22 protein-coding genes are annotated in these 26,086 nt (G+C 51.9%); 12 read left to right on the top strand and 10 right to left on the bottom strand.

Annotated elements, in window-relative coordinates; all coding sequences use genetic code 11:
- Position 1 precedes the first annotated feature (1 nt).
- The 4 genes from THS27_RS09640 to glyA are packed head-to-tail and all read left to right on the top strand — an operon-like array spanning position 2 to position 5,169.
- Positions 2-304, top strand: coding sequence for a sarcosine oxidase subunit delta (locus THS27_RS09640; RefSeq protein ID WP_085590248.1), 303 nt, complete (start codon positions 2-4; stop codon positions 302-304).
- Positions 301-3,294: a sarcosine oxidase subunit alpha gene (locus tag THS27_RS09635; RefSeq protein WP_085590246.1), complete on the top strand. Its 2,994-nt coding sequence runs from the start codon at positions 301-303 to the stop codon at positions 3,292-3,294. The genes THS27_RS09640 and THS27_RS09635 overlap by 4 nt, the downstream gene beginning before the upstream one ends.
- Positions 3,295-3,310: 16 nt before the next feature.
- On the top strand, positions 3,311-3,862 hold the full coding sequence (gene soxG / locus THS27_RS09630; protein ID WP_085590244.1) for a sarcosine oxidase subunit gamma family protein: 552 nt from the start codon (positions 3,311-3,313) through the stop codon (positions 3,860-3,862).
- Positions 3,863-3,900: 38 nt separating this feature from the next.
- On the top strand, positions 3,901-5,169 hold the full coding sequence (glyA, locus tag THS27_RS09625; protein ID WP_085590242.1) for a serine hydroxymethyltransferase: 1,269 nt from the start codon (positions 3,901-3,903) through the stop codon (positions 5,167-5,169).
- A gap of 134 nt (positions 5,170-5,303) precedes the next feature.
- On the opposite strand, the gene THS27_RS09620 is transcribed toward glyA, so the two are convergent.
- The 4 genes from THS27_RS09620 to THS27_RS09605 form a co-directional block, all read right to left on the bottom strand.
- Positions 5,304-7,874, bottom strand: coding sequence for an FAD-dependent oxidoreductase (locus THS27_RS09620; RefSeq protein ID WP_246832912.1), 2,571 nt, complete (start codon positions 7,872-7,874; stop codon positions 5,304-5,306).
- 114 nt (positions 7,875-7,988) lie between these two features.
- A complete protein-coding gene (gene purU, locus THS27_RS09615; RefSeq protein WP_085590239.1) occupies positions 7,989-8,846 on the bottom strand; it encodes a formyltetrahydrofolate deformylase in 858 nt (285 codons plus the stop codon).
- A 35-nt stretch (positions 8,847-8,881) separates the two neighbouring features.
- On the bottom strand, positions 8,882-9,817 hold the full coding sequence (locus THS27_RS09610; protein WP_085590237.1) for an electron transfer flavoprotein subunit alpha/FixB family protein: 936 nt from the start codon (positions 9,815-9,817) through the stop codon (positions 8,882-8,884).
- A 24-nt stretch (positions 9,818-9,841) separates the two neighbouring features.
- Positions 9,842-10,591, bottom strand: coding sequence for an electron transfer flavoprotein subunit beta/FixA family protein (locus THS27_RS09605; RefSeq protein ID WP_085590432.1), 750 nt, complete (start codon positions 10,589-10,591; stop codon positions 9,842-9,844).
- A 354-nt stretch (positions 10,592-10,945) separates the two neighbouring features.
- Between THS27_RS09605 and THS27_RS09600 the strand changes: the two genes are divergently transcribed.
- Entirely contained in the window at positions 10,946-12,001 is a 1,056-nt protein-coding gene (locus THS27_RS09600) for a GlxA family transcriptional regulator (RefSeq protein WP_085590235.1), read from the top strand.
- A 145-nt stretch (positions 12,002-12,146) separates the two neighbouring features.
- Here the strand turns inward: THS27_RS09600 and THS27_RS09595 are convergent, their stop codons facing one another.
- From THS27_RS09595 to THS27_RS09570, 6 genes are all read right to left on the bottom strand, one after another.
- Positions 12,147-13,226: a glycine betaine/L-proline ABC transporter ATP-binding protein gene (locus THS27_RS09595; RefSeq protein WP_085590233.1), complete on the bottom strand. Its 1,080-nt coding sequence runs from the start codon at positions 13,224-13,226 to the stop codon at positions 12,147-12,149.
- Positions 13,219-14,106 (bottom strand): proline/glycine betaine ABC transporter permease, encoded by an 888-nt coding sequence (locus THS27_RS09590; protein ID WP_085590231.1) that lies wholly within the window; start codon positions 14,104-14,106, stop codon positions 13,219-13,221. The genes THS27_RS09595 and THS27_RS09590 overlap by 8 nt, the downstream gene beginning before the upstream one ends.
- 100 nt (positions 14,107-14,206) lie before the next feature.
- Entirely contained in the window at positions 14,207-15,208 is a 1,002-nt protein-coding gene (locus THS27_RS09585) for an ABC transporter substrate-binding protein (protein WP_085590229.1), read from the bottom strand.
- 98 nt (positions 15,209-15,306) lie between these two features.
- Entirely contained in the window at positions 15,307-16,440 is a 1,134-nt protein-coding gene (locus THS27_RS09580; RefSeq protein WP_085590227.1) for a hybrid-cluster NAD(P)-dependent oxidoreductase, read from the bottom strand.
- Complete coding sequence (locus tag THS27_RS09575; protein ID WP_085590226.1) at positions 16,437-17,711, bottom strand: SRPBCC family protein; 1,275 nt, start codon at positions 17,709-17,711, stop codon at positions 16,437-16,439. The genes THS27_RS09580 and THS27_RS09575 overlap by 4 nt, the downstream gene beginning before the upstream one ends.
- A gap of 826 nt (positions 17,712-18,537) precedes the next feature.
- Complete coding sequence (locus tag THS27_RS09570) at positions 18,538-19,251, bottom strand: TetR/AcrR family transcriptional regulator (RefSeq protein ID WP_085590430.1); 714 nt, start codon at positions 19,249-19,251, stop codon at positions 18,538-18,540.
- An 81-nt stretch (positions 19,252-19,332) separates the two neighbouring features.
- Here THS27_RS09570 and THS27_RS09565 point away from each other — a divergent pair, with 81 nt between their 5' ends.
- The 7 genes from THS27_RS09565 (at position 19,333) to THS27_RS09535 (ending at position 25,962) form a co-directional block, all read left to right on the top strand.
- A complete protein-coding gene (locus THS27_RS09565) occupies positions 19,333-20,397 on the top strand; it encodes a C4-dicarboxylate TRAP transporter substrate-binding protein (protein ID WP_085590224.1) in 1,065 nt (354 codons plus the stop codon).
- 44 nt (positions 20,398-20,441) lie between these two features.
- Positions 20,442-20,957, top strand: coding sequence for a TRAP transporter small permease subunit (locus tag THS27_RS09560; RefSeq protein WP_168184864.1), 516 nt, complete (start codon positions 20,442-20,444; stop codon positions 20,955-20,957).
- A complete protein-coding gene (locus tag THS27_RS09555; protein WP_085590220.1) occupies positions 20,957-22,279 on the top strand; it encodes a TRAP transporter large permease in 1,323 nt (440 codons plus the stop codon). The genes THS27_RS09560 and THS27_RS09555 overlap by 1 nt, the downstream gene beginning before the upstream one ends.
- Before the next feature lie 11 nt (positions 22,280-22,290).
- Positions 22,291-23,061 carry a cyclase family protein gene (locus THS27_RS09550; RefSeq protein WP_085590218.1) on the top strand — a complete coding sequence of 257 codons (771 nt, stop codon included), beginning with the start codon at positions 22,291-22,293 and terminating at the stop codon, positions 23,059-23,061.
- Between the two features lie 11 nt (positions 23,062-23,072).
- Positions 23,073-24,017 carry a fumarylacetoacetate hydrolase family protein gene (locus tag THS27_RS09545; RefSeq protein ID WP_085590216.1) on the top strand — a complete coding sequence of 315 codons (945 nt, stop codon included), beginning with the start codon at positions 23,073-23,075 and terminating at the stop codon, positions 24,015-24,017.
- Between the two features lie 229 nt (positions 24,018-24,246).
- Positions 24,247-24,759, top strand: a complete 513-nt coding sequence (locus tag THS27_RS09540) for a sigma-70 family RNA polymerase sigma factor (protein ID WP_246832911.1) — start codon at positions 24,247-24,249, stop codon at positions 24,757-24,759.
- 144 nt (positions 24,760-24,903) lie between these two features.
- Complete coding sequence (locus tag THS27_RS09535) at positions 24,904-25,962, top strand: FecR domain-containing protein (protein WP_085590214.1); 1,059 nt, start codon at positions 24,904-24,906, stop codon at positions 25,960-25,962.
- Positions 25,963-26,086 lie beyond the last annotated feature (124 nt).

The raw sequence follows: 26,086 nt of genomic DNA, 5'->3' as shown, positions 1-26,086 counted from the left end.
TATGTTGCTGGTCCATTGCCCCTATTGTGAGCAAACCCTGCCGGAACTGGAATTTACCTATGCCGGTGAAGCCCATGTTGCGCGGCCCGATGCTGCCACGCCGGTAAGTGACGAAGAATGGCGCAATTTTTTGTTTATACGCAACAATGTTAAAGGCCCTCATTATGAACGCTGGCGCCATTTCCATGGCTGCGGCCGGTACTTTAACGCCGTGCGCGATACCGTAAGTGACCGTTTCCTGATTACCTACAAGGTCGGCGAAACTCGCCCGGAATTATCTGATTTGCTGGAGAAATCGAAATGAGCAACTTCCGTGTTGCCGGGCGGGGTCGGATTGATCCGCAAACGCCGGTTAAGTTCACTTTCGATGGCAAAAGCATTTCGGGCTATAAAGGCGACACCGTGGCCTCGGCTCTGTTGGCCAATGGTATTCATTTGATGGGGCGGTCGTTTAAATATCACCGTCCGCGCGGGGCAATTTGTGCCGGATCGGAAGAGCCAAACGCCCTGGTGGGCACACGGCGCGGCACCGGGCAGTTTGAGCCCAACACCCGTGCAACCGTCCAGGAAATCTGGGACGGGTTAGAGGTTACCAGCCAAAACCGGTATCCGAACCTGTCCTTTGACATTGGTGCGGTGAATGATCGCGCCTATATGCTGTTTTCAGCCGGGTTTTATTATAAAACCTTCATGTGGCCGAAATCGTTTTGGGACAAGGTTTATGAACCCTTTATCCGCGCGGCAGCCGGACTTGGTGTTTCACCAACCGAAAATGACCCGGACAAATACGCATCGCGTTATTTGCATACCGATGTGCTTGTGGTGGGTGCAGGCCCGGCAGGTCTGGCATCGGCCTTGACAGCGGCGCGTGCCGGCTTGCGGGTAACACTGGTAGACGAAAATGCCGAAACAGGCGGCACGCTGACCAGTGAACCACAGGCGGTTATTGACGGACAACCCGCCCTGGCGTGGGCAGAGGCCGCAACAGCCGAACTTAAAACACTGGGTGCGCGCGTGATGACGCGAACCACCGCAATCGGGTATTATCACCAGAACATGGTGGGTCTATGCCAGAAACTGACCGATCATTTACCCAAACCTGACGCAAATACACCGCGTGAACGCCTGTGGCGGGTACGCGCAACCCAGGTTGTTCTGGCGCAGGGTGCGCTTGAAAAACCGTTGGTATTTGACGGCAATGACCGCCCCGGTGTGATGCTGGCCGGGTCGGCACAAACCTATTTGCACAAATATGGTGTAAGGGTAGGGGACAGCGCTGTCATTCTTACCAGCCATGATAGCGCCTGGTATGCCGCCTTTGATCTTGCCGATGCAGGCACAAAAATTGTGGCAATTGTTGATACGCGCTCGGCCCCTGCTGCCGAACTGCTGGCGCAGGCGCAAAAACGTTCTATCCGGGTTTTGTCGGGTTATACTGCAACTGGCACCGAAGGACGATTGCGCATTAAATCGGTGCGGGTTAATCCGGTCGTTAATGGCAAGGTTGGAACTGCGGAAACACTGCCATGTGATTGCCTGTTAATGTCGGGCGGCTGGACCCCATCCTTGCATTTGTTTTCCCATACCAAGGGGGCACTTGCCTGGAATGACGACATGCAAACCTTTTTGCCCGACCGCAAAACCGAAGATTGCGAAATTGCCGGGGCGGGTCGTGGTCTTTGGGGCATTGCGGCAGCCTTGAATGACGGCGCACAGATGGGGGCGACTGTCGCCCGCCACCTGGAAAAGGAAGCCAGTGCCAATGAATTTGGTGTTGAAGGCGACCGTCCCGGAACCGGTGTTAGCCACAAGGAACTGCCAACCGACCTGAACCCGGGCAAGGCCCGCGCCTTTGTTGATTACCAGAACGATGTCACCGCCAAGGATTTGCGCCTGGCTGTACGCGAAGGTATGCATTCGATTGAGCATGTCAAACGCTATACTACCAATGGCATGGCGACCGATCAGGGGAAAATGTCTAACATTAACGGGTTGAACATTGCCGCCGATGCCTTGGGCAAACCGCAACCCAAAGTGGGGCTGACAACATTTCGCCCGCCTTATACGCCCACATCGTTTGGTGCCTTTGTTGGATATCATCGGGGCGACCATTTTGAAGTGACCCGCAAAACCCCGATCGATAGCTGGGCCGAAGAAAACGGTGCGATCTTTGAACCTGTAAGTTTGTGGCGCCGGGCGTGGTATTTCCCTAAAAACGGCGAGGATATGGATGCCGCCGTATCACGGGAATGCAAAACAACCCGATCTGCCGTTGGTATGTTTGATGCATCAACACTGGGCAAGATCGAGGTGGTTGGTCCTGATGCGGTTGAATTTATGAACCGCATGTATACCAATCCCTGGACCAAACTGGCACCGGGCCGCACCCGCTATGGCCTGTTATTAGGGGATGATGGCTACATTCGCGATGATGGTGTTATTGGCCGCCTGAGCGATGACCGGTTCCATGTCACAACGACAACGGGTGGGGCCGCCCGTGTGATGAACATGATGGAAGATTACCTTCAGACCGAATGGCCGGATCTGAAAGTATGGCTGACATCAACAACGGAACAATGGGCAACAATTGCGCTTAACGGCCCGAATGCCCGCAAGTTGCTGGAACCGTTTGTGGAAGGTCAGGACTTATCTGACGAAGCCTTTCCGCACATGTCGATTGTCGAATGCACCGTCGCCGGTTTCCCCGCCCGTTTGTTCCGTGTCAGCTTTACCGGCGAACTTGGCTTTGAAGTAAACGTCCCCGCCTGTCATGGCCGCCAACTTTGGGAAATTTTGTGGGAAGCCGGCCAGAAGCATGGCATTTGTGCCTATGGTACGGAAACCATGCATGTCCTGCGTGCTGAAAAAGGTTACATCATCGTCGGCCAGGATACGGACGGCACAGTAACCCCGCATGACGCCGGGATAAGCTGGGCAATTGGCAAAAACAAACCCGATTTTGTGGGTAAGCGCGGGCTGGAACGGCCCGACCTGGTCGCCGAAGGGCGCAAGCAGCTTGTTGGCCTGTTAACGCAAGATGGCATAACCAAGCTTGAAGAAGGTGCGCAACTGGTGCTGGACCCGAACCAGCCCATTCCCATGAAAATGGTCGGCCATGTCACGTCGTCTTATCACAGTGATGCTGTTGGCAGGCCGATCGCCTTTGCCTTGCTGGAGGGCGGACACAGCCGCATGGGCGAAACAATTTATATTCCCATGCCCGACGGTGTGATTAACGCCGAAGTTACCGGGACCGTATTTTACGATCCCAAAGGCGCACGACTGAAACTTTAACCCCGGGGACGATTTGATGATGGCACTTACACCTGCATTTACGCCGGGGCCGCTGGTTTCAGGCAATGTTGTTTCAGTTGCATTAATGGCACCGGCGGGGCGGCTTTCGTTACGCCTTGGGCAGGCAGATATACCTGTTCTGTCCGCTGCCATCGGCATTGAATTGCCCACCCGGATTGGGACACGCGCCAAAAACGGGCCGGTAGATGTTATTTGTCTGGGCCCTGATGAATGGCAAATTCAAACTGACGCAACCGATACGCAGCGATTGACAGATGCTTGCGCCGCTGTGTATGCGCAGGCCCCCCATAGCCTGACCGACGTTTCAGCCCGCGAAATCACCGTGCAGATCGAAGGACCAGGAGCCACGGATCTTTTAACAATTGGCTGCCCCCGCGACATAGACAAAATTGCCATAGGCGAGGGATGCCGGACCATCGTTGACGGGGTATCCGCGGTTTTGTGGCGGGATGGTGCAAACAGCTTCCGTCTCGATATATGGCGGTCCTTTGCGCCATATGTGATCGGTCTTCTTCAAACCGGCGGTGCCGAACTGGCTGCGGAATAACCCGGGTTTTGCCCCGTACGATGGAAAAGGAAATACAAATGTCTGACTCTATGGTCACTGCGGCGATTTCGGATACAGCAATTGCCGAGGCAATTGCCCATGAACTGGACCGCCAGCAAAATCAGATTGAACTGATTGCATCAGAAAACATCGTTTCCAAAGATGTACTGGCGGCACAGGGATCGGTTTTGACCAACAAATATGCCGAAGGCTATCCAGGGCGTCGTTATTATGGCGGCTGTGAACATGTTGACGTGGTTGAAACCATCGCCATTGATCGGATCAAACAGCTTTTTGGCGCCGAATTTGCCAATGTACAGCCCCATTCCGGCGCGCAGGCAAACCAGGCGGTTTTTCTGGCGTTGTTGCAACCGGGCGACCGGATTATGGGCATGTCGCTGGCGCATGGCGGGCATTTAACCCATGGTTCTCCGGTTACCATGTCGGGCAAATGGTTTGATGTGGTTTCCTACGAGGTTGAAGAAGATACTCACCTGATTGATATGGAAGCCGTCCGACGTGTTGCACTGGAAACCAAACCAAAACTGATTGTGGCCGGAGCGTCGGCCTATCCGCGCCCGATTGATTTTGCCGCATTCCGGGCCATTGCCGATGAGGTTGGCGCATATTTAATGGTCGATATGGCCCATTATGCCGGTCTGGTTGCGGCAGGCGAATATCCAAACCCCGTTCCTCATGCCCATGTGGTAACATCGACCACTCACAAAACCTTGCGTGGCCCACGTGGCGGGTTCATTTTGACCAATGATGAAGCGCTGGCAAAAAAATTCAATTCTGCCGTATTCCCCGGCAATCAGGGGGGGCCGCTTATGCATGTAATTGCCGCCAAGGCGGTGGCGTTTGGCGAAGCATTGCAACCGTCATTCAAGGATTATGCCAAACAGGTGATTGAAAATGCGCGTGCCCTGTCTGACGTTTTAATCAAAGGGGGCGTCGATATTGTTTCGGGTGGTACGGATTGCCACATGGTCCTGGTCGATTTGCGGCCTAAAGGTGTAACCGGCAAGGCAAGTGAGGCCGCGCTGGAACGTGCGGGCCTGACATGCAACAAAAACGCCATTCCTTTTGATCCGGAAAAGCCGTTTGTGACCTCGGGCGTGCGTCTTGGAACATCGGCCGGAACGACCCGTGGCTTTAAAGCTGCCGAATTTCGTAAAATTGGCGAATTGATTATTCAAGTTATTGACGCCCTTGCCGCGAACCCCGATGGCAATGCCGAGATTGAAGCCGCTGTACTTGCCGAAGTTCGCAGTCTGTGCGCTGCCTATCCCATCTATTCGGCTTGATCCGTCTTTGAAATTATGACGGCCCCATACAATGAAATGTATGGGGCCGTTTTTGTTTGGGCACATTTCATTAAAGAAACGGGGCAGACCTTGCGGTCTGCCCCGTTTAACTTTTGAGACTAAAACGCAGCCGGTTAACTACGTGGTTTCAGATTTTCCGGGTCATAAAGTGGTTTGTAACCAACACCTGCGACTTCGACGGGATAAATTTCGTCAAAATAGGAAATGGTCAGTTTGCGGCCTTCCTGGCAATAAGCGTGTGGCAAATAGGCTAGGGCGATGTTTTTACCAATGCTCGGGCCATAGGCGATTGAGGTGGTATAAGACCGACGGCCCAACTCATCGATCAGGGTTTGGCCGGTTTCCGGGTCCATGACGGGCAAAGATCCCAACGGGTAGCGGGCTACGCCCTGATGATCGATATTATCGGTCATAACAAGGGTGCACAGCATGGCGGGCTGGTGGTCACGGTTGCGATATTCTTCGTGCTTTGCTTTACCACGGAAATCTGCTTCCTTGACCTTTGGACGGGCCAAAGCGGCTTCGAGCAGGTTATACTGGGTGTGCAGATCAGCATTTTGCAAACGCAAGGATTTTTCCAGCCGACGGGAGTTGGCATAGGTTTCCACCCCAACGGCCATCACCCCAATTGCACGTAGCGCATCCCAAACGGCAAGGCCATCTTCGTAGCGCATATGCAGTTCCCAGCCTTGCTCACCGACATAGGAAATGCGAAAGGCGGTTACAGTTTTTCCAGCAATCTTGATTTGGCGAATTGCGGCAAATGGAAAGTTTTCAAGGCTGAGGGCGTCCGGGTCTTCGACCACTTTTTGCAGGTTAACACGGGCATTTGGCCCCCAGATACCGACAGTGGTGAAATTTTCGGTCACATCGGTAATGGTGACGTCAAACCCTTTGTCCTGGGCAACGCGGCGCATATAGGTGATGTCGCGTGGGCCCGCATCGGCCCCGTTAACCATGCGGCAGCGATCTTCCATGCGAAATACCGTGAAGTCGGCCCGGACATTGCCGTCATCATCGAGCATATGGGTGTAAATGCCTTTGCCAATATTGGCATCGCCACCAATTTTTGCGGCACATAACCATTCCATCAGGGCCACATGGTCTGGCCCTTCAATATCGGTCATATGAAAGTGCGACAGGTTGATGATGCCGCAATTCGCGCTCATTTCCAATTGTTCGGCGTTGGACACACGCCAGAAATGACGGGTATCCCATTCGTTTTCACGTATCGGCACCTGATCGGCGTATTTTTCAAGCAGGTGTTCGTTGGCGGCATAGCCATGCGCGCGTTCCCAGCCCCCCAGTTCCATGAAATAGCCGCCCAGTTCGACTTCCCGATCATAAAACGGGGAACGGCGAATGTTACGAGCATTGCCAAAGGGTTCGCGGGGATGGACCGGCGGGTTATAGATTTTTTTCGCCGTTTCCCAGCAACGATCATAAATATATTGTTCATTTAACTGAAATTCGTTGAACCGGGAAAAATCAATGGCGTGATGGTCAATATGGGTACGGTCATGGGTCATCCAGTCGGCAAGTAATTTGCCCATGCCCGGGCCGTCTTTGATCCAGATGCCCACAGCATACCACAAGCCACGTAATTTGCGGCTTTCGCCCATTGACGGTCCCCCGTCAACCGATGCCTGCAACAGACCGTTAAAGGAATGGCTTTCATTAAAACCAAGTTCCGTCAGGATCGGGGTCAGTTCCATTGCCCGTTCCAGCGGTTCAATCACATCTTCGAGTTCCAAATCGCGTTGCGAGGGCGATAAACGAGCCTGATGTTTTTCAAGGATGTCGCGTGGATGCACCAGACGCGGGTTTTCTTCGTAATAATAACCCCACTCGATTTGGCCACCTTCGGTGCTTTTGGGGTCGCCTGTGTCGCGCATATAGGCCGAATTGCCCTGATCGCGTAAAAGAGGCATCCCGATTTCAACGCCGGTGCCTTCAAATTCGTTATACGGGCCAAAAAATGTCAGCGGGTGGTCAACCGGCATTACGGGCAGGTCTTCGCCTGCCATTTCGGCAATCAGACGGCCCCAAAGCCCGGCGCAGACCACAACATAATCGGCGTGGATGGTGCCACGTTCGGTAACAACGCCGGTAATACGACCATTTTCGCTGATCAGTTCCAGGGCTGATGTGTTGCCAAAGGCATTAAGTTTGCCTGATGCAATTGCCTGATCGACCAGCTTGCCGGCAACAGTTTGCGAACGCGGGGTAACAAGGCCGGCGTCCGGGTCCCACATGGCACCCTGTATTTGGTCTTCTTCAAGAAGGGGGAATTTTTCCTTGGCTTCGGCCGCACTGATGATTTTGACATTGGTGCCAAATGCCTTGCCGGAATCAACCCTGCGCTTAAGTTCGGCCATGCGTTCGTCATCGCCAACACGGGCCACTTCAATGCCGCCAATACGGGCGTAATGCCCCATCTTTTCGTAAAAATCGATGGAATACATCGTGGTCCAGCACGATAAAAGATCGTGGCTGGTGGCAAAGCAAAAATCAGAAGCGTGCGCCGTTGAGCCAATATCGGTAGGGATACCGGATTTGTCGATACCAACAATATCGTCCCAGCCATTTTCAATGAGGTGATGTACCACCGAGGCACCCACGATACCGCCGAGGCCAACGATTACGACTTTAGCCTTGTTGGGAAATGCGGCCATTTCGCTCATTCCTTCTTTTCGAGATGATTTTATGTTTTTGGCAGGGAAAGACTACATATTGTGCGGCTTTCCGGGAACGACAGACGGGGACCGGTATACCGGTCCCCTGTGATGGCAAAAGCGTTATGACGTAAAAACCACCGTTCGATGATTATTCAGCATGACGCGCCCTTCAAGATGATATTTAACCCCCCGGGCCAAAACACGGGCCTCGATATCGCGGCCGGTTGCCACAAAATCATCGGCCGACATGGCATGGTTAACCCGTTCGGTTTCCTGTTCAATAATCGGGCCTTCATCCAGATCGGGGGTAACGTAATGGGCGGTCGCCCCAATCAGTTTCACCCCGCGTTCATACGCCTGGTGATAGGGCTTTGCGCCTTTGAATGACGGCAGGAACGAATGGTGGATGTTAATGATCATGCCAAAGAATTTGTTGGAAAATTCGTTGGTTAGCACCTGCATATAACGCGCAAGCACAATCAGTTCTGCATTGGTTTCTTTCACCAGGTCGGCGAGGGCGGCTTCCTGTTCTGCCTTGGTTTCCTTATTCACCGGCATATAGTGAAAAGGGATGCCTTCCTGATCCGCAATTTTACGGGCGTCTTCGTGGTTAGACACAATCGCGGCGACTTCGGCGTCAAGCCAGCCAACCTTGATTTGGTAAAGAAGATGCAACATCGCGTGATCGAATTTCGACACCATGATGATGATCTTTGGCCGACGGGATGTGTCCTGAACCTTTAACTTCATATTGAAGCGGTCAACAGCCGGGCTCAGGGTAATTTCGACCTGTGATTTGTCAAAATCCTCGGGTGTGCTTGTTGCGATACGCAAGAAGAACTGGTTTGTCTGGCGATCCCAGAATTGGTTGGATTCAATAATGTTTGCGTTGCGTGCCGCCAGTGCCGAGGTTACAGCGGCAACGATCCCGGGCCGGTCATCACAGGCAATGCGCAGTATGTATGAAGAATCGCTCACTGGATCTGTTCCATTTCAACAAGATGAAAAACGTATCAGAGCTGACGCTCCATTTCGGGAAGAATTTCAAACAGGTCACCAACAATGCCGTAATCCGCGACCTGAAAGATCGGGGCATCCTCATCGGTATTGATGGCGACGATCACCTTTGAATCTTTCATACCTGCCAAGTGCTGAATGGCACCGGAAATGCCGCACGCAATGTAAAGATCGGGTGCGACAACCTTACCGGTTTGGCCAACTTGCAGATCATTGGCGGCATAACCCGCATCAACAGCAGCGCGCGAAGCCCCGACAGCAGCCCCCAGTTTATCGGCCAGCGGTGTGATGACTTCCTGAAATTTCTGTTCGGAGCCCAGGGCACGGCCACCTGAAACAATAATTTTGGCGGAGTTAAGTTCAGGCCGGTCATTTGCCGACAAAATGTTTTCCACAAACCGCGACAGACCACCATCCGCGCCATCATGATCAATAACCGTGACCGATGCTGGCGTATCACCGTCTGGCGCAACCGCGAAACTTGATGTGCGGATTGTCAGTACTTTTATGGCATCGGATGCCTGGACAACCTCGATCGCGTTACCGGCATAAATCGGATGTTTGAAGGTATCGGGTGCGACCACCTCGGTCACGTCGGAAACCTGCATGACGTCAAGCAGGGCGGCAACACGTGGCAACACGTTTTTGCCCGTTGTGGTGGCCGGGGCAAGGATGGTGTCGTAATTACTGGCAAGACCGACAATAACGGCGGCGGTTGGTTCGGCCAGCTGGTTTTCAAGCAGGTCACCCTGCACCAGAAGCACAGTGCGCACACCCGCCAGTTTGCCGGCCTGTTCTGCTGCCGGACTGGCATTTTTACCCGCGATCAACACATCAATATCGATGCCAATTTGTCTGGCGGCGGTTAATGCCTTCGCTGTCTGTTCGGACAGGGATAGATTGTCATGTTCTGCAAAAAGAAGAATGGCCATTTAAAAAGTCTCCCCTTAACCCTGTCAGATAACGCTGGCTTCGGTTTTCAGCTTGTCGATCAGCGCGGCCACATTGGCAACCTTGACCCCGGCCTGACGAACCGATGGTTCCTCCACCCGAATTACGGTTAACCGGGATGACACCGTTACACCGAAATCGTCGGGTGTTTTTTTATCCAGCGGCTTTTTCTTGGCCTTCATAATATTGGGTAGAGACGCATAGCGCGGTTCATTTAACCGCAAATCGGCTGTGACAATGGCCGGAAGGGTCACGTTAATTGCCTGAAGCCCGCCATCAACCTCGCGGGTGACAGTGGCCTGACCTGCGTCAAGTTCAAGGGCTGATGCAAAGGTTGCCTGCGGCCAGTTCAAAAGGGCGGCAAGCATTTGCCCAGTCTGATTGGCATCATCATCAATGGCCTGTTTGCCAAGAATGACCAGATCGGGTTTTTCATCTTCGACCACAGCCTTTAACACCTTGGCGACGCTTAAGGGTTCAATCCTGCCATCAACGGTAACAAGAACGGCGCGGTCGGCCCCCATGGCAAGGGCTGTACGAAGAGTATCCTGTGCCAATGCCGGGCCAATAGAAACAACGACGATTTCGTCGGCTTTACCTGCTTCCTTTAACCGGACAGCTTCTTCAACCGCAATTTCGTCAAACGGGTTCATCGACATTTTAACATTGGCAAGATCAACGCCTGAACCATCCGCCTTGACGCGGATTTTCACGTTGTAATCAACCACGCGTTTGACAGGTACAAGAACCTTCATATTTTTCCCCTTTGTCGCCCCCGCCAGGATGCCTGTTTTAAAATTCGGAAAACCACTTTGCCGCAGCAAGTACTTCCGAGGCACCTTCAATTAATGGCCAGTTTTCATGACCATATTTACGGGTTCGTCATTTTTGCCAAATCACCTGATGGCGCGAATCTTCTGTTCGGTCGCCTTTACAGCCTTGCAATTTTTTGCACCACACAAGTAATGATTACCCTGCGCGGGATAGGCTGGTTTTTAGTATCTTGATAAATAATCTGGCGACTTTGCGCGCCGAAAAATAGAATGTTTGCGTCAAAGTGAGATTACCGCTACGACAAATGCAGCAACCTTGTTTGTATCGGAGGTCCAATGGCCGTTCGTTCCGAATTTCACAGCCCCAATACGCTGTCAAACCAGACATCCGCGACGCGGACATTAAAGCCAAAACCCGAAGCTCCGCGCCTGTCGGTTGGCTTTATTCTGGCGAACCGTTTCACGCTTTGTGCATTTGCAAATTTCGTTGATGTTTTGCGGCTGGCCGCGGACGAGGGGGACCGGAGCAGACCGATTCTATGCAAATGGACTATTTTGTCCGACACGATGGACCCGGTAACATCAAGCAGCGGCATTATCGTTCAGCCAAAGGAACGGCTGGGTGACCCCCGGCGATTTAATTACATTGTGGTCGTCGGCGGACTGATGGATGAAACGCCAAACCTTAGCAAAGCCTATCATCATTTTTTGCAGGAAGCCGCCGCCGCAGGCGTGCCTTTGGTAGGGGTATGTACCGGTGCTTTCTTACTACACCAGGCAGGCCTGCTTGACGGATATCGTTGCTGTGTCAGCTGGTTTCACCATTCCGACTTTATGGAACAGTTCGATGGCCTTGATCCGGTTGCAGATCAGATTTTTGTTGTCGACCGGGATCGATTAACCTGCTCTGGCGGGGTGAGTTCAGCGCATTTGGCCGCTTATCTGGTTGATAAACATGTTGGACGCGCACAGGCCAATAAAAGCCTGCACATCATGATCATAGATGACGCGCTACAGGCGGAAAAACCACAACCGGGCATTCCCCTTGATCTTAAAACCCGGGACCCGATTGTGCAGCGCGCCTTGCTGATCATGCAGCAAAACATAGACACGCCAATATCAGTACAAGAGATTGCCCGCCGCATGGGTAACAGTAAACGCCAGGTCGAACGCCATTTCAGGCTTAGCCTTGATACATCGCCGCAGGTGGCTTTTTTAAATATCCGCCTTGATCTGGCCCATCACCTGATTGAAAAAAGCCAGAAATCGGTTGCACAAATTGCCGTTGATTGCGGTTTTTGTGACTCATCACATCTTAGCCGCATGTTTCGTCGCCGCTATGGCGGCACCCCACAAGCCTTGCGCCATACCACCACGATCCCGGAAGAATAACGGTTAGTTAAAACCAAACGAAGCAGCGACAGAAACAGACAGAACAAAAATTTACATCGCCCGACACAATAATGCCGGGCGATGTTTTAGCAGTATCCGGTATGGGTAAAGACCTGCAAAAGACGGTCACAAGCCCGGCATTATGTTATGACACCACCGCGACAGGATCATTTTTCTGTGGTGGCATTTCCTGCATATCAATCATAGCCCCTGCAAGCTGGCGGAAGTCAACGCTGCCCAATCGTTGACCCGCGGACGACACCACAGTCCCCGCACCATCTGCCGTGTTTGCCAGCACGCGCATGGCATCCTCTATTGTCGTACCCGCGACAATTGCCGGGCGGGCAGGGCTTGTTTCGGGCACAAGGGGCATCATGACGGCTTCGACATGCACAACGCGACCGCGGTTAACCTCCTTGACGAAGTTGGCGACATACTCATCTGCGGGCCGTAACACGATATCCTGGCTGGTACCTTGCTGGATGATCTCGCCGTCACGCAAGATCGCGATCTGATCACCCAGGCGCAGAGCTTCGTCGAGATCGTGGGTGATGAAAATGATCGTCTTTTTGATTTCTTTCTGAATATCAAGAAGAACAGTCTGCATATCCATGCGGATCAACGGATCGAGCGCCGAAAAGGCTTCGTCCATTAATAGAACAGGTGCATCATTGGCAAGTGCCCGCGCCAAACCGACACGCTGTTGCATCCCGCCAGAAAGCTGGTTGGGATATTTTTCCTCGAACCCTTTCAAGCCAACACGCTCAAGCCAGCGCATGGCAACATCAACTGCTTTGACACGGTCCAAACCTTGCACCTCAAGCCCGAAAACGGTGTTGTCAAGCACACTGCGATGAGGGAGGAGGGCAAATTTCTGAAACACCATTGCGGTCTGATGCCGACGAAATGCCCGTAACTCATCCCGGTTCATTTTGACAACATCAACACCATCAACCAGAACCTCGCCAACGGTTGGATCGACGAGACGGTTGATATGACGGATAAGAGTTGATTTTCCCGATCCCGAAAGGCCCATAATCACCTGGATACGGCCCGACGGGATTTCAATATTAATGTCGCGCAATCCAAGGATATGACCAAATTTTTCGTTCAGTTCGGTCTTGGTCATACCCTTTTGAACGGCATCAACATGAAGTTTCGGATTATGACCGAAAATCTTGTAGAGATGACGGACTTGAATACCGCCAAACTGATGATCAGCCATGGAATATCTCCCGATGCTTCTGGAGCTTTTTGCCATAGGCCTGGCTTACCCGGTCAAAAATAATCGCGATACCAACAATGGCCAGGCCATTGAACATGCCCAATGTGAAATACTGATTGGCAATCGCTTTAAGAACCGGCTGACCAAGCCCCTGAACACCAATCATTGCGGCCACAACGACCATGGCAAGCGCCATCATGATGGTTTGGTTTATACCGGCCATGATTGTCGGCAGGGCCAGCGGAAGCTGGACCTTGAACAGCTTTTGCCAACCCGATGTTCCAAAGGCATCTGCCGCTTCAAGCACATCCTTGTCGACCAGTCGAATGCCAAGGTTGGTTAGACGGATCATTGGCGGAATAGCATAAATAACAACAGCGATCAGACCGGGCACCTTGCCAATCCCCAGCAGCATCACAACCGGGATAAGATAGACAAAACTTGGCATCGTTTGCATGACGTCGAGGATCGGATTGACGATTTTCTGAATACGATCCGAACGCGCCATCAAAATACCAATGGGGATACCAATGGCGATGGAAAGCACGGTACAGACAAAAATGATGGCGACCGTCCGCATCGTGTCTTCCCACATGTCGAAATAACCGATGAGAAGCAACGTCACCAGACAACCCAAAACAGTTTTCACGCTGCGGCTGGCGAACCACGCAATAATCAGGATGATCGCGGTAATAATCGGCCACGGGGTATGGGTCATAAAGTGATCGGCAGCGATCAGAAATTGCTTTACCGGATAAAAAAGGCTTTCAATTGTCCCGCCAAAGGTGCGAGTGAAATTCCTGAAACTTTCGTCGATTGCCTTTTTCAGGTTACGCAGGACAGTGTCGTCCATATGCGGGAATTTATAAAACCATTCCATTAAATTCCACCTTTTCAAGGGGTGCGACACGTCTTTTTGATTTTATCGGCGCATGGAAGGCGGTGCGTCAAAAGCGCACCGCCCGACTTGATACATTTGCTTACAAGGCCGCTTCGATTTTTTCCGCTGCTTCGGGTGTCACCCACTTGGTCCAGATGTCTTTATTCTCTCTCAGGAAATGTTTGGCCCCGTCTTCACCACTGGCCTGATTATCAGTCATCCAGGCCATTAATTTGCCAACGGTTTCGTTGCTCCAGGACCGTTTCTCAAGGTATTCCAATACCTCTGGCCCTGCCTTTTCGTGGAACGGTTTGGCAACGAGCGTTGCAATCGTATCAACCGGCCATTCATTTGGTTTGGGGTCCGGGCAATCTTCTACTGTATTGCAGCGTTTCCATTCCGCGGCATCATGCGGGACACCGAAGCCAAGCTTGACCATCGGATATTTGCCAAGCAACGCTGTCGGCGCCCAGTAGTATCCCATCCAGGCTTCTTTTTTTTCATATGCCTTGGCAATCGACCCGTCCAGCCCGGCCGATGAACCGGTATCAACCAGCTTGAAACCTGCATCCTGCGCTTTATAAGCCCAGTAAAGTTGCGAGGTTACAACAGTGCCGCCCCATCCCTGAGGACCATTAAAAATCGCCCCCTTGCTGGGGTCTTCATCATAGGGAAAAAGTTCCGGGTGTTTTAATGCATCCGGAATGGTTTTGATATCCGGATGGGCATCAGCAAAATATTTCGGGATCCACCAGCCTTGCTGCCCGCCGTCAGGCAGGGGAGACCCGACTTTAACGATACGGCCTTCTTCGGTGCCCTTTTTTACAACTTCCGGCAACAGGTCAATCCAGGCTTCCGGCGCGATGTCCGGTTCGCCCGTTTCAGTCATAGAGGTAATGGTGGGTACCGTGTCACCGATGGTGACCTCGGCGTCACACCCATATCCTTCACTAAGAATGATTTTATCAAGGTTGGAGAGAACCTCGGCACTTTGCCAGTTCATACTGGCAATCGTAACACTGCCGCAATCTGCGGCTTGAGCCGCAATGGTTCCTCCGAAAAAACTTAACGACAGGCATCCTGATACAAGTAGTTTTTTCATTTTATTTCCCTGTTTTACACGGCTGACCGTTACCGGGCGAGGGCACCGCATCTCCTCGCACCAGTGGCCCTAAAAGGGGCGTCTCCCATTGTTTGTTTTCAGATTTCGACTTCAATATCGGATAGCGGCGTTGAGCAGCAGATCAGAATTTTGCCCTGATCAATTTCGCGCTGCCGAATACCGCCACCGTGTTGCATGTCGACTTCACCTGTAATCAGCTTTGATTTACAAGTGCCGCAAATACCACGCTGGCACGAAGACATCGGCATAAGCCCAGCCTCACGCGCAGCGGACAGGATCGTCATGCCAGGGCCACATTCAACCACATGGCCCGTTTTCGAGAAGGTAACGCGGAAAAGCTGATCACTGATTTCCGGCGCGACCGAGGCTGGTTCTTCAAGTGTTCCAGCTGTTTCCGCCCCAAAATCAAAACTTTCCTCGTAATACTTCTCCATGTTGAAACCGGCCTGTTTCAACATGTTGCGCACCCCTTCCATAAACATGGCCGGGCCACAGCAAAAAATTTTGCGTTCCATGAAATCCGGAGACATCAGGGAAAGCATAGGGAGGCTAAGGCGCCCTGTGTAACCGCTCCAGCTATGGCTGGCTGACGAGGTTTCACAGGTAAAGGCAAGTTTCAGCGACGGGTTTTGTGCAGCAAGCAGGGCCAGTTCGTCGCGAAAAATAATGTCAGAGGGCGTCCGCGCTCCATGAATGAAATGCAGATCGGACGGTTCTGACAAATCGCAGGCCGTGCGTGTCATTGACATCATAGGGGTAATGCCGCTGCCTGCGGACAGGAACAGAAGTTTTTCTTCCGAGGTGGCGTCTGTTGTAAATTCGCCTGACGGGCCGGAAACCGTAACTTCCTTGCCCGGAACCATATAATCATGAAGCCAGTTGGACCCCGGCCCCCCAGGCACACGCTTAACCGTGATTTCAACACGGTAGGGGCGGGCCGCCGATGCCGAGATCGTATAGCTGCGCGTGACCATCCCTTCGACCGGAAGTTCAAAGGTCATATATTGCCCGGGATAAAACCGAAATGCGCGTGGCTCCCGCCCGGAAAAGACAAATGTTTTTACATCGTGCGTTTCCTGGCGTACCTGCCGACAAACAAGCACGTCGTCCTGCTCGGGGTCCCATGTCGGCACACGCGTTATTTCGGTATATTTGTCTTCGGCTTGCAAGGCACGGTTTTGCTCGGCCTCGGCTGGGGTGTTACGGCTCATACGGCTTGGGTTCCCGTCTTACTGGCAGCGAAATGATCTTTTAGCCGGTTAATATACCAGTCGCAGAACGCTTCAACATGCGGTTCCGTAAAGGTAGAGTAGGGGCCGGGCTCGTAGGCGGGCTGTTCACTGCCAAGCTGGGCAAGGCGCACAAGCATAGCGTCTTGCAAGTTGGTCATGGTCCATACCTGGGTCAGGTTATCCAGCGAGTAATCCTCGCCCTCGATCGCATCTTTATGAACCAGCCAGGTTGTTCGCACCAATGTGCGGTCGGGTGAAATTGGCAGAACAGAAAAAGTGACAATGTGGTCACTCATGAAATGATGCCAGGAATTGGGATGTGTCCAGAAACTTAACCCGCCCAGTTTGGGGTCAGTGAAATTGCCCAATAATTTCTTCGATGCAACCTTGGTATCAAGTGTATGGGATTCACCGGCCCACATCAGGGGCAGGCGCATGGTACGGAACCCCGTTACATTCGACAGGTGTTCTGCCTCAGCTGATGGCAAACCACACGATTCCCAATGTTTATGGTCACGTTCGATTGAATCGGTGTATTTTTTAACATCAGCCGAGCGCCGTTCGTCCAACTCGTCAGGCGAGAACCCAAAGCCAAATTCAGACAACGGAACCGTTAATTGCGGATGGTTTCCCTCGCAGTGATAACACTCGCGATTGTTTTCCATCGTCAGCTTCCAGTTGCCTTCCTCGATCAGTTCCGAGCTATGGGCGATTTTACAATTTGCCAGATCATGCGGTGCCAGATATGGCTCCATCACCCGCGCCATTTCTTCAATGTCGGCAGGTGCATTTTCAGCCAGACAGATAAAAATCAACCCTGCAATTGAACGCACATGGACAGGTTTAAGGCCATGACAGCTTTTGTCAAAGCCAGCCCCCATATGTTCAGCCAGGATAAGTTCGCCATCTTCGTTATATGTCCAACCGTGATAACGACAAACGATATTGCCAATGGTGGTTGTACGTTCATCAATCAAACGTGCCCCACGATGACGACATACGTTATGGAAGGCGCGCACCTCCATATCGTCCCCACGCAGGATAAGAATAGAGGCACGCCCCACCTCAACCGTCACACAGTCGCCAGGCTCGGGCAATTCCGGTTCGACAGCAACAAAAATCCAGTGCTGACCAAATATCGCGCTTATATCAAGCTCAAGTATTTCCGAAGAATGATAAAATGGCGCTTCCAGGCTTTTGTCTTTTTCGCGGCGATTGACAAGTTTTTGAAGATCAGAAGAAGAACGCATGTTCGGATACCTCGGCTTCTACGGGGTGCCTGGCGCATAGACCCTTGTTCGATCCGATTCGTATTGCATTACCAATAACAGAACCTGAAAGTAACGGGACATTTGCAGTGGTTTGCAGGCGGGTCATTGTCAGAGGCGAACCCCCGTTACCACGCCTGATGCGAGGTGTAGCCAATGTCTGATTTCCAATGTGGAAACAAACCCGGCGTGAATGTTCAGGATGGAGTTGATGCGATATACGCACCCTTTCGAAAGCGAAATCTGTTTCTGGTCGGGGACCCGCGCGCAATTTGCCATTTCCTTTGCCAGCAAGGCAATAAGACCGGCTGATATTCAGGCCATTACCCAAATATATATGATCAGTCCCGCACACAGCACGGGCTGTATTATGGGCTGTCAATTGCACCCGAAGTCTCCCTCTGTAAATCGTTGGCAGATTGTCTGCTCTTGGTGCGCCTTGTATGAAAACCGGCGATTGGAAAATCTATTGCGGATTGAACTGCATTTGGCAGAAATGTTAAGTCAAATAGGCAGTAGAAATGCGACGACGTCACGCAAGAGCTGTAAACCGGGGGTTTTCAAGGCTTTTTCAAGGGTTCAGGGCCACCGTTTACGGCATAATAATTCCTGCGTCCGGCCCCGGTGTAAATCCATGGAAAATTCATGCTATGCCGCGTTGGACGACACCTTTTTGCATTCATGCTGCATGGATGTATCTTTGGCACGGTTAACAAGGCAACTGGTCGAACTTTAAAACCATAAACCCAAATGGAACAATTGCAGCTTTAAAATTACCCGGCAAGACCGGCAGTCAAGCACCCCGTCCTTACCCATTGTTATCATTTTTCATTTGATCCACTGCCCGAATACCACCCGCACAAAAACTGACAATCGTCTCACGGTACGCAATCGGTAATGGTGGAATTACATCTGTTCCTGCCAAACCGGCAATGCGTGACCGACTGGCAACGATGGACAATAGACTTGCCACGCTAAGCGTTAGCAATGTGGCGAGTGTTTCCCGGCTAAGACCAGGGCTTAGCGGCAACAATGCTTCCAGAAATTCAATCGCAACCGGATCGTAAAGTTCCCGAATGTGAGGATAGTACCGGTCGTCCGATGCAATCCGGGCGATTAATTTAGCATAAGCCCGCCATTGCGCATCACCGCCAGACGCATATTCCAGATAGGGCGCCACATAAGCATCAACAATCGCCTCGATCGTCATGCTGTCAGACGTTTCTTTCAATTTTTGTAACCGGCTCTGTCGTGCAGCATTCAGGGTTTCAACCCGCCGTGCCAGTACAGTGCGAAACAATTCATTCTTCGAACCCCCATGGAATCCGACCACACCCAATGTCACGCCTGCTTCTGTTGCGACCTGACGGATCGAAATACCGTCAAAGCCGTCCTGGGCGAAACATCGCTCCGCCGCATCCAGAACGCGATCCCGTGTGGCTTCTCCCCGCAGCAATCTGCCATCCACGGTAGGGACGGGTTTTTGCGATGTTGCGGCAGGTTCTTTTGTTTCTCTTGACATTTTATACATACGTCCAGATAGTTTTGTTGTCAGAACAAGTTTGCCCAAAGTTTCTTGCTGACGCAATGGGAGGAAAAAATAATGCAACGAACACCAATACGTGCCGCAATTGCGGCACTTGCTTTCACCTTGATGCCGACAATTTCCTACGCCGAAGAAATTAATGTCACAACGGTTGCCGGTCATCCTCCGGTTTTCCTATGGGTCAAGACTCTGTCGGAAACGTTTATTCCCTCGGTCAATGCCGCCTTGGAAGGCACCGATTATACAATCAACTGGAACGAGGCCTATGGCGGCACCCTCGCCAAACCAGGGGGTGCACTTGAAACAATTGAATTTGGCCTGGCCCAAGTTGGCATTGTTTCAACTTTGTTTGAACCATCCAACCTTTCGCTACAAAACGTAACCTATGTTACCCCGTTCGGCTCAGATGACGTTGACCTTGTCTTAAAAACCGTCGACCAGATGCATGATGAAATTCCAGGAATGCGTACCCTTTGGGAAAACCATGATCTGGAATATCTTGGTGGTGCCTTTGGCCTTGAAGATTACCTTTTGATGACGAAATTTCCCGTCACGTCGTTGAAAGATATGGAAGGCAAGAAAATCAATGCTCCCGGTTCTGCCGTTACCTGGTTGGAAAATACCGGTGCGGTCGGAGTTTCAGGCAACCTGACCACCTATTATAACGATATTCAGACCGGCGTTGCCGATGGCGTCATTGTGTTTCCCACTGCCGCCTCTGCTGCCAAACTTTACGAAGTGGCCCCTTATGTCACGCGCACCCATTTCGGCGCCCAATATGCCGGTGGTATTGCTGTTAGCAAAAGCTGGTTTGAAAGCCAGCCAGAGCCTGTACAGGCTGCCTTTCGCACAGGGGTCAAGGCTTTCGCCGCGGCCTATCGGACCGGGTTGGAGGAACGCGTTAAAAACGCTTTTGCCACGATGGAAAAAGGGGGGGCGACAATTACCGAGCTTCCTGCGTCCGAGCGTGAAGCATGGGCCAACGCCTTACCCCCTATTGCCCAAAACTGGGCCCATGAACAGGATGATCTGGGCCTTCCGGGAACAGAAGTTATCAACACCTATATCCAGCACCTGAAGGATGCAGGTGTAAAACTGCCACGGGACTGGTCGGTAAAATGACATCCGTTGCCCATAACAAGGCAAACGGGGATAGGGACGGTGACTTGTCTCCGTCCCTCCTGGTTCGTTTTGCCGACAGTTTAATGATTGTTACAAATATCATGGCAACGGCATGGATCCTGTTATTGATGGTTCTGATTCTTGCCGATGTTGTCGGTCGCAACCTGTTTCTGGCGCCGATTTCGGGGGTTCCGGAAATGGTCAAATATTCCATTGTCGGGATCGTATTTCTGCAGATTGCGCACACACACCGGTGCGGAGAAATGATCCGGTCCAACGGCATCATGCTGATGGTTGCCGAGAGCTTCCCGCGCATATCCATTCTGATGGATATGCTTGCCCAGCTATGCGGCATGGCATTTAGCATTACCCTTGCCTGGGCGATCTGGCCGAGAGTTCTGCTTGTCTGGAAAAGTGGCGAGACCGAAGGAATTTCCGGTCATTTTCAGATGCCGGTCTGGCCTTTTCTGCTGATCATAGCGCTAGGTGCCATGCTGTTGGCGCTGTCATTTGCGCTGGCTGCCGTCATTGCCGCCCGCCGTTTGCCGGGAGGTCGCTGATGGACCATCTTATGATCGGCTATTTATCCCTGATCGGGATCGGCATTGCGATTTATGCCGGTATTTACGTTGCAATTGCATTGGCGGGCATTTCCCTTCTCGGAATGTGGGCCCTTACCGGACAATTAAAGCTGGCGCTTAACTTTGTCGCCCTTTCTGCAAGTGACAGTATCGCCGAATATACGTTCGGTGTTGTCCCGCTATTTGTCCTTATGGGGCTTACGGTTGCGGAATCCGGGCTGGGAAGGGATACATTTGCCATTATCGCCCGTACATTGCGGCGCTGGCGTGCCGGGTTAAGCATCGCAACTGTATTGTCGAACGCAATTTTTGCCGCAATCACAGGTATTTCCATTGCCTCGGCAGCGGTCTTTGCCCGTGTTGCTGTTCCGGAAATGGTTCGTGCCGGAACAGATCGTTCACTTGCAGTTGGTCTTGTTGCAGGCTCATCTGTCCTTGGAATGCTTATTCCCCCTTCGTTGTTGCTTATTCTTTTTGCAATCCTGACGGACAGCTCAGTTGGCGATCTGTTTGTCGGTGGCGTCGGACCGGGGCTGCTGCTGACACTGGCCTATATTATTTACCTCAATTTGCTAGGGAAATTCCGCCCGGAAAAATTCACGCAAATTGTTTCTGACGATGATGCCTTTGCCCAGGGCCAAACTGAAACAGAAACGTCGGGCTGGTTGATTTTACCGGTTCTTCTTCTCGCCGGGATCGTCCTTGCCGGAATTTATCTTGGCTTCTTTACCCCTACGGAAGCCGGTGCCATCGGTGCCTTTATGGCGCTGGGGATTGGTATTGCAATGCGCCGGATCGGGTTGCGTGCGGGATGGAAAATCGCCCAGCAAACCGGCCACGTTACGGCGGCAGTGTGTTTCCTTATTGTCGGGGCATCGATTTATGGACGCATGTTGGGATTTTCCGGCGTGCCGCAATCCATCACCCAATGGGCGATTGGGGCAGGGATCGGGCCGCTTGGATTTCTGTTTCTCTACAGTCTGCTGCTCATGTTCATGGGCACCGTACTTGATTCTTCCTCCATCATGCTGGTGACAGTGCCACTTGCATTTCCCATTGCCCAGCAATTGGGCATTCAGCCGGTTCATTTTGGTCTGGTCACGGTCCTGGCTGTGGAAATTGGCCTATTAACACCACCGCTTGGTTTGTCGGTTTTTGTCGTACAGGCAACCCTGCGCGACAAGGGGATCAATCTTGGCCATGTATTTCGTGGTGCTGCACCCTTTGCCGCCATTATGGCCCTGGTGCTGGTGCTGGTCATCCTGTTCCCGTCAATAACACTTGCCCTGCTTAAATTTTGAAAGACCACGTCATGCGTATTATTGATCTTGCCCGTCCACTTGAAAACACTACCTATGCAGACCCGCCGGGCCTGGCACCACAAATTGAATATTCCCGCCACGATGAAACGGCGAAGGATCTGCTGGAGTTTTTCCCCGGAGTAAGCCAGGACCAGCTTCCGGGGGGCGAAGGCTGGGCCGTTGAAATGGCCCATATCTCCACCCACAATGGCACTCATGTCGACGCACCCTACCATTATCATTCGACAATGGATGGCGGCGCACGGGCAATCACAATCGACGAAGTGCCACTTGAATGGTTCATGGGGGCGGGCGTCAAACTTGATTTTCGGACCAAGCCGGATGGCCATGTTGTGACAGCCAACGAGATTAAAGACGAACTCAGGCGGATTGGTCATACGTTATCCCCCGGAGATATAGTTTTGGTAAATACCGCGGCCGCCGCTGCCTGGGGGACGCCGCAATATGTTCCTTCGGGGTGCGGTATGGGCCGGGAAGCCACCCTTTATCTTACGGAACAGGGTGTTCGTATTTGCGGAACCGACGCCTGGAGCTGGGACGCCCCGTTTGTTCATACTGCACAACGTGTTGCAAAAACCGGCAATGCCGACCTGATTTGGGAAGGGCACCGCGCCGGCATGGAACGCGCCTATTGTCAGATCGAGAAGTTGGCCAATCTTGAAACCCTGCCTGATACCGGGTTCGAGGTAATCAGTTTTCCCGTAAAAATTACCGGGGCAAGTGCCGGTTGGTGTCGCCCCGTTGCAATTATTCGAGATTGAAGGAGAAAGTTATGAAACTGGCAACATTTGATGCCGGAAATGGCGCCCGGCTTGGATTGGTAACAGATGACAAACTGCTGGATCTGACTGCGTCAGGTGCGCCTGAGTTGATGTCGATGCTTGCATTGATTGATGCCGGAGAGGCTGGTCTGGATCGTGCACAAAACGCCGCAACGACAGCACCACAGTATGCTGTTTCCGACGTTAGACTGCTTGCGCCATTGCCAGAGCCCCGCCAAATTCGCGATGCTTCCAGCTTTCCGCGCCACATTGCCAACGCACCTAACGGAATGCACCGCCTTGGTGCTGTATTGGCAGGCGAACCTGATCCCGGCTTTGCAGAAGGCGAAGTTACAGAGGTCTATCGCCGGCAACCGATCTTTTACATTACCAACCGATTTTCTGTTCTTGGCCATGATGCCGATGTGATCTGGCCCGGTTATAGCGACTATATGGATTACGAACTTGAAGTTGCCGCAGTGATTGGCAAACGGGGACGTAATATTGATCGCGCGGAGGCCCTTAACCACGTATTTGGCTATACAATATTCAACGATTTCTCAGCCCGGGACACACAATTACGCGAAATGGCCGGGTGGCTCGGCCCGGCAAAGGGCAAAAGTTTTGATGGCGGGAATGTGTTTGGTCCGGTGATCGTCACACGTGATGAAATTCCCGATCCGCATAATCTGCGTACCGTAGCGCGGATCAACGGCAAAGTTGTGACCGATACATCAACGGCACCCATCTTGCACGGTTTTGATGAAATGATCGCGTTTATTTCACAGGACGAAACACTACATCCTGGCGAGATCATTGGTTCAGGGACGGTTAATGACGGCTGTGGCCTGGAGCGTTTCGAATTTCTTGAAGATGGCGATGTCGTCGAACTCGAAGTCGAAGGAATAGGTATCCTCAGAAACCGGGTTCAAAGGTCATCCAGGAACAAAACATAACCATAACTCTATGCCCGATCCGGTTTGTCGCAAGACCTTAAATCTATGCTGGCATAAACCGGATCTGGCATTCTTTCGATTTTACAAAACCTTACTGCATCCATATTGAAAAGCTGCCCGTAAACAGCAATAAGGATATTGATAATCAATATCATTTGCGATAAGCCTCCTGTCAGAAGGAAAAGTCCCGGGGACTGGCCCCGTTACCTTCGTGCAGGGCAGGCGCAGTTTGACTGGTAAATCAACATCCTTGATGCTTTTTATGCGCCAGCGCCCGGCGTTGATCAATTATGCCCGCACAATTATTGGCAACGCGATACATGCCGAAGACCTGGTGCAGGAAGCATGGCTTCGTTTTGACGAGGCATCAAACAACCGCCTGTTAGAGGATGCGACCGGATATCTTTATCGGATTGTTCGTAATTTGGCGCTTGATAGCAAACGCAGCCATGCCCGCGAATGTCGTATGACCAAAGCAGGCGATTATGACGATGCTATTCGATATTTACCCGCCGATGCCCCCGATCCGGAAACCATCGCCCTTTATAATGATGAATTTACCCGTATGAAAGCGGCATTGGCCGAACTTCCCGAACGCACACGCATCGCCTGTGAAATGCATCGTTTTGGCGGTGCCAAACTGCGCGAAATTGCGACATATCTTAATATCTCGGTGCCATTAGCGCACAAACTAATCGCCGAAGGGGTTGCACATTGCAGGGAACGGCTGGAATGGCCGTAAAACAGGCGGCCCGGTTAAAAAATTTTCGTCGCAACCTGAAACAATATTATAGAAAAACATCAACGCCAAACGTCTATAAAGTGTGGGGCATTTTAAATCATCAAAGTAATGCAGCCTGGCTATCGGTGAAATTAGGGTAAAGAGATGACAGGCAAAGATGATGCAGTTATCCAGGATCATGTGCAAAAACGGATCTTGAAAGAAGCGGCCGACTGGCTGATTTTGTTGCAGGAAGACCCGCAAGATCACGCGCTGCATGCCCAATTTGATGAATGGCTAAACCAAAACCCGCATCATGGTCAGGCTTGGCAATCCATTCAAAAAACGGCAGGGCTAATGGCCTGCATCCCGCCGCAACCAGATAGTGACTGGCAAAAATATCTGGACCAATCGCGCGCATCTCGCACGGAGAACGCACCAGAACAACAAAATGCAATCGTCGATGCACGCAGCCGTTTTACCCGGAAAAAAGCATCCCGCTTGCGCAAATACGTGCTTGTCGGTGCGGCAATCGCGGCAACCCTGGTTACCGCTGTTATGGCACCCGACCTTATAACCCGAATACAGGCAGATTACAGAACCGGCAGCGGTGAAATTGAAACTATTTCGCTGGCAGATGGCAGCCAGGTTGTACTGGCACCTGAAACAGCCATTCGCGTGAAATTTGAGGCCAGGAAACGGCATGTAACACTGTTAAATGGTGAAGCATTTTTTGAAGTAACCCACAACCCTGACCGCCCGTTTCAGGTTCGATCCGATGCGGTAAATGTGACCGTGCTTGGCACCGGTTTTGATGTCAGCGATAATATTGGCAGTACCACCGTTTCCGTTGCTCATGGCTTGGTTCAGGTTGATAATATGCGTGTGCAACCAGCCATATCGGAATTGCTAAAATCAGGCCAAAGTGCGCGGGTTGGCTGGGCAGGGGGCGTAAAGCGCCACGATGTCAGCAAGGGAGATATTGCACCCTGGCGTCGTAATCAGCTTATCGCGCAGGATCAGCCACTGGGTGAAGTCGTTGATCAGTTAAGACGTTATTATAGCGGCAAAATAGTTGTCACCAGTAATGAGCTTTCGATGCATCCTGTAACCGGGGTTTATAACCTGCACAACCCGGTCGCGGCCCTTCGGGGTATCGCACGGGCGCACAATGCGATTGTACGCGAAATTACTCCGTGGTTATTGGTCGTTTCGCCGTCCTGAAACTCCCTGAATTCCTAAATTTTGAAAATCTGAAACTTTTTTTGAAAAAAGCCGGGTGGGTTCCGTTTTGTATTTTATGCAGCAATGCGACGCATTTTCATTCGCAGTCGCATTGCCATTTGAC

Source organism: Thalassospira sp. MCCC 1A01428, assembly GCF_002115825.1.
Classification (GTDB): Bacteria; Pseudomonadota; Alphaproteobacteria; order Rhodospirillales; family Thalassospiraceae; genus Thalassospira.
Note: the sequence above shows the minus strand (reverse complement) of the source record. Positions and strands in the feature narration are given on the sequence as shown.